Genomic DNA, 5639 nt, shown 5'->3' with positions numbered 1-5639 from the left:
CGTTGAACTCGACGTTCACCATGCGGTACTCGGAGCCGGCGAGGCGCTGTTCGCCCTTGCCGACGCCCTCGGCGAGCATGTCCTTGAACGGCGTGTAGTAGCCCATCGTGCCGAGGTGGAGAAAAGCCAGCGTGTCGGTGATCCCCCTGGTGTAGGCGTCGCGATCCTCGTCGTCGGGGTCGAACACCGTCTTCCGGTCGCGCTCCTCGAGGTACTCGAAGAGGATGGAAAAGTCGAGGACGGCGTTGCGAACCCGGCGACGGATCCGGTTTCGCTTCTGCTTTTTCGAGTGCTCGGTGTAATCGGTCTTTCGACCGAGGAGGAAGTCGCGATCGGAGGGCGTGAGGATCCCGCGCGGCCGGTCGGGATCGGCCGCGGTCTGCAGGGCCTCGGGTACCTCTTCGTAGGTCATACACGGTATACGTGTACTCTCGAAAGTAACCCTTGCGGTACGGGTCATCCGTGCACTGTTTCCGTTCGGACCGAAACGGGGCCACGTGAGCCCAGATGAGCCGTTTCTGGCGGATTCCGTCCGCTCCACCCCCAGCTCGGACTGATTCGGTCGACTCGCTTCGCCGGACCGGAGCCGCGTCCACCGGGCTCGTTGGCGGTTTGCGTAAACGAATTTCGAAAATCGAGTTCCGCACACCGTCGGGTTCGGGTCAGCCGAACCGTCGGCGCCTACCGCCGGACGGCGACCGGCTGTCGTCTCCCGAGTTCGGTGACGGCTTCGGCGAGGAGTTCGACCCCGATCGCGAGGCTGTGCTCGTCGACGTCGAACGTCGGCGTGTGGTGGCTCGTCGGGTGGTCGGTGCCGACGATCAGGTACGTCGCCAGCCCGCCCTCGTCCTGGACCCGTTGCATCAGGAAGGTCGCGTCCTCGCTCGCGCCGAACTCCGCCGAGGGGAGAACCTCGTCGACGCCGCGGACGTCCGCCGCGACCCCCTCCAGCAGCTCGCGGAGTTCCGGGTCGCTGTCGACCCGCGGTGACTCGCTGGTGACCCTGACCGTGACGTCGCAGTCGTGCATCTCCGCGGCGGCGTAGCAGATCCGCTCGAGTTCGGTCCGCGCGTACTCCATGAGGGCCGTCGTCTCGCCGCGGACCTCGCCGTGGATCGAGACCTCCTCGGCGATGACGTTGCTCGCGGTGCCGCCGTCGACCTGGCCGACGTTGATTCGCGTCTCCCCGTCGCGATGGCGCGGGATGGCGTAGGCGTTCTGAACGGCGGTCGCCATCGCCTGCATGGCGTTGGCGCCCTCGTTCGGTGCTCTCCCCGCGTGGGCGCTCGCGCCCTCGAAGGTGGCGGTGAGGTGCGCCATCGCCAGCGGCTTCTCGACGCCCGTAACGACGGTCCCGGTGGGATGATCGAGCCCGACGTGGACCGCAAGCAGGTAGTCGACGTCGTCGAGGTGGCCGCTCTCGGCCATCGCCTTCCCGCCGCCGGCGCGCTCTTCGGCCGGCTGGAAGAAGAGCTTGAACGTCCCGTTGAACGGTCCGTGTTTCACCGCTTCGAGGGTGCCGAGCGCGATGGCGAGGTGTGCGTCGTGGCCGCAGGCGTGCATGTAGCCGTCGTGCTCGGACCGAAACCCTTCGTCCGCGGGTCGGTGACCGGGCTCGTCGGCCTCGTACATCGAGATAGCGTCGAGATCGACCCGCAGGCCGACGGTCGGCCCCTTCCCCTGTGCGAGCGTCGCGACGACGCCGGTGTGCCCGTCCGCCGTCCGATCCAGTACCGACTCTCGTGCGCCGTTCGATCGCGCCCGTTCGCGCCAGAACCGCAGCTCCGGCTCCTCCGGGACCGCCATCCGATCCGCCGACGAGAGGGCGTCCCGTCCCACGGCGATCTCGTCGACGTCGATCCGCTCGAGTTCCTCGACGATCCGGCTCGTCGTCCGGAACTCACACCAGCCGGGCTCCGGAAATCGGTGGAACTCGCGGCGGAGCGCCGAAAGCCGGTTCCGAACGTCGTGGGACATCATCGTGCTGAACCGTACCACGTGGCGCTACTTAGTCATAATTGATAATTGTGAACCTCGTGGGCAGTATCGGGTTCCTGGGGACGGTGGAGTTCGACGGATCCGAACCGAACGGACGACCCGTTCGTCGATGCTGGAGGGGCCTCACCTTCGACGAGGCGGCGAGGAAACGAGTTGCCGGAGGCCGCGTCGTCGCGCTCCACCGTCTTGACCCGGCGCCTGGCTTCTGGGCCGAATATGAAGAACACTCGTCGGCGACGACGGCCGGCGAGTCGGAGACGCGGTGTGAGGCCGGGTCCGTGGGTGGACACCCAGCCTAGCTGTCCGACGTGACGTGATCGATCGCCTCACAGATGACGTCGAGCGCTCGATCAGCCAGTTCCTCGGTGAGCACGAGCGGGGGAAGCAGCCGCAAGACGTTGCCGTGTCGACCCGCCGTCCAGACCAGGACGCCGTGCTCGAAGCAGTACTGCTGGATCGCGTCGACGGCCTCACCGTCTGGCGCGCCGTCCTCGTCGACGAATTCGGCCCCGATGAACAGTCCGGCACCCCTGACTTCGGCGATCCTGTCGGTCTCCGACCCCGCCTCGCGGAGTCGATCCCGAATGTGCGAACCGAGCTCACGGGCGTGAGCGAGCAGGTCGTGGTCCCGGATGTACTCGATGGCGCGGGTGCCGGCGCGCATCGCGACGACGTGACCGCGGTAGGTGCCCGCGTGATCGCCCGGGCCCCAGGTGTCGAGTTCTTCGCGGTAGATGGTTGCAGAGAGCGGGTAGCCGATGCCGCCGAGGGCCTTCGCCGACGTGAACGCGTCGGGGGTGACCCCCGCCCAGTCCGCGGCCCACCACTCGCCGGTGCGGCCCAGCCCGCTCTGGATCTCGTCGAACACCAGCGGGAGATCGTTGTCGTCGGCGATGTCCCGGAGCCCCTGCAGAAAGCCCGCTGGGGGCGTGATCACGCCGCCTTCGCCCTGGATCGGTTCGACGAAGATGCCGGCCGGATTCGCGAGCCCGCCGTAGGGATCCTCGACGATCGCCTGCACCTCCTCCAGGGCGTGATCGACGGCCTCCGCCGGGGTCTTGTCCTGGCGGAGGGGATGCGGGTACGGCGCGTGGACGACGTCGCTCAGCAGCGGCGTGTAGTGGCCCTTGAATTTCGTGTTCGAGGTGAGACTCATCGCGCCGGAGGTCGGCCCGTGATAGCCGCCGCGAAAGGCGATGAGGCCGTCGCCGCCGGTGTTGTACTTCGCGAGCTTGATCGAGGCCTCGATGGCGTCGCTGCCCGTCGGCCCGCCGAAGACGACCCGGCTATTCCCCCGGAGGTCCCCGGGAGCGATCTCGCCCAGCGCCTCGATCAGCTCCAGACGGGCCTCCGTCGGGAAGTCGACCGTGTGGACGAGCTTCTCGCCTTGCTCGCGAACGGCCTCGAGCACGTACGGGTTCGCGTGGCCGACGTTGAGTACGCCGATACCGGCGAACATGTCGATGTACGTGTTCCCGTCCACGTCGCGGACCGTCGCCCCCTTCCCTTCCTCGAACGCGATCGGAATGTCGTCGGGATAGGCCACGGCCGCGCTGTCGATTTCGCGCTGGCGCTCCAGCAGCGAGCGGGTCTTCGGTCCCGGGACGTCGCCGACGTCCGGCGCGTCCGCGTAGTGGAGCTCCTCGATCGGTGGTCCTGCTGCCATGGGTGTACGGATGGAAAACGGGCCTAAAAAGTTTGTCCACAATTAGTATGCAGTGCGTAAACAGTTACTGTTTCGTAAACGGTGGTGGTGCGCAGCGGTGGCTCTCGGGAGGTGCGTTCAGTAGTCCCATCGACCGCGGCGTCTCGAATCGTCGTCGGCCGGTGGAGCCGGTTCGCCCCCGGTGGCCTACACGGCGCCGCTCGATGAACGGAGCCGCCGTCAGCGCGCCTCGACCGCGTCCGATGCCGCGATCTTCTCGAACGCCGGTTCCATGCGCTTCGCTTCCCCCTTTCCGGAGCGCTAGAGCTGCCTCGTCTTCGCGGCGGATCGCTGGCAGCGGTGACGTGACCGCGGCGGGTCCAGCGACGACGCTCGCTGGCGTCGGCGCCTCCGACGACAGGACAGTCACGGATCAACGGAACATCCACGAATCGACAGGGCGTTCACGAACCACTCCCGGAGACGTCCGCACTGGAAGGGGGACTCACTCCCAGTCGGGATGTCGCTCGCGCACTTCCTCGGGCGCTCCGGCGACCAGTGACCGGGCTCGCTCGCGCAACTCATCGAGGACCTCGTCCGTCTCGTCGACCATTTCGACGAGCGCCGTCAGCGTCGACAGGGCGTCGTGGAAGGCATCGAGTGACTCGAACGTGTCGAGGGCGTCGAGCAGGTGGCACCGAGCGGGCTCGTCTTCTCCAGCCGCCGACTCGATCCGACCCAGGAGGTCGTCGGTGCGCCCGATCCAGTAGGTCGCATCCAGAGCGACTGCGTCGGGCCGGACCGCGGTGGCGAGCGATTTGGCTCGCTCGGTCTCACCGCGAGCGAGTGCCAGGCGAGCGGAGGTCAGGCGGATTTGGACCCCCAACAGCTCCGTGTCGGAACCGGCTGCCTCGTGTGCGGCGTCGAGATGGTCGCCCGCACGGTCGTAATCCCCACTCCGGAGTGATATCTCCCCGAGGCCGAGCAGACTCTCCGCTCTCTGCTCGGCGTCCTCTCCCCGTTCTGCGATCTCGAGAGACCGTCGGCAGTACTCCCGGCCTCGCTCGTACTCCCCTCGCCGTGCCGCGATCATACCGAGCGCACAGAGCGAGGGTGCCGTTCCGGGTCGGTTGTCGAGTGACTCCATAATTTCGACACACTGCTCGTGGCGTTCGGCGGCGGCGTCGAAGCTTCCGTGGCGGTAGGAAATTTGTCCGAGGTTGTGGAGGTTGAACGCCTCGCTGTGACTGTCGCCGAGCTCGCGGTTGATCGCCAGACTCCGCTCGTGCAGTTCTGCCGCCCGTGAAAAGTTACCTCGGCGTCCCTCGACCGTGCCGAGATTGTTGAGCGTCGAAACCAGCAGGTGGTTGTCGCCGAGTTCCCGTTTGCGGTCGAGGCTCCGTTCGTAGAACGAGACCGCCCGGTCGAAGTTCTCCCGCTGGCTCGCGAGGTGGCCGAGATTGTGCAGCGATTTCGCCACCCCCTGACGGTCGCCGAGCTCTTGCCTGTACTCGAGGCCTCGCTCGTAGAGATCGGCCGCTCGATCGTACTGGCCGCGCTTTCCCTCGATCGCGCCGAGGCTGGTGAGTGTCGCCGCCACGCCCGACCGGTCCCCCCGCTCGCGTCGGTACTCGAGACTGCGCTCGAACAGCGTCGCCGCCCGGTCGACGTTCCCGCGTTTCCAGGCGAGGTTGCCGAGGTAGCTGAGACACTCCGCCTGGCCACGTCGATCGCCGAGCTCACGATTGAGCTGTAAACTCGATTCGTAGCAGTCGGTCGCCCGGTCGAACGCTCCCTGGTTCGCCGCCAGGCTGCCGAGGTGGTGACGGGTTCTTGCCTCCCAGCCGCGAAGCCCACCGGCACGAAACACCTCGAGTGCTGACTCCAGGTTCGGTTCGGCGTCGGCGTACTCCCCGCGTTCGACCAGCACTGCCCCCATCCTGAGTCGAACGCGTGCGCGAAGCACCTCGGGATCGGCCTCAATCGTCGGCTCGTT

Annotated in this window: 3 protein-coding genes and 1 pseudogene; all 4 read right to left on the bottom strand. The window is 67.1% G+C overall.

Going from position 1 to position 5639, the window contains the following annotated elements; translation table 11 throughout:
* Nucleotides 1-412 (bottom strand): annotated as a pseudogene (locus tag QZT59_RS03395) (hypothetical protein); the annotation flags it as partial.
* A 269-nt stretch (nucleotides 413-681) separates the two neighbouring features.
* A complete protein-coding gene (locus QZT59_RS03390) occupies nucleotides 682-1977 on the bottom strand; it encodes an amidohydrolase (protein ID WP_290811336.1) in 1296 nt (431 codons plus the stop codon).
* A gap of 316 nt (nucleotides 1978-2293) precedes the next feature.
* The gene (locus tag QZT59_RS03385; protein WP_290811333.1) at nucleotides 2294-3664 is read right to left on the bottom strand and encodes an aspartate aminotransferase family protein; all 1371 of its coding nucleotides are present in this window, start codon (nucleotides 3662-3664) and stop codon (nucleotides 2294-2296) included.
* Nucleotides 3665-4148: 484 nt separating this feature from the next.
* A partial coding sequence (locus tag QZT59_RS03380; protein WP_290811330.1) for a tetratricopeptide repeat protein occupies nucleotides 4149-5639 on the bottom strand: 1491 nt, incomplete at its 5' end.

This window comes from Halovivax sp., assembly GCA_007119345.1.
In the GTDB taxonomy this organism is placed as follows: domain Archaea; phylum Halobacteriota; class Halobacteria; order Halobacteriales; family Natrialbaceae; genus Halovivax.
Note: the sequence above shows the minus strand (reverse complement) of the source record. Positions and strands in the feature narration are given on the sequence as shown.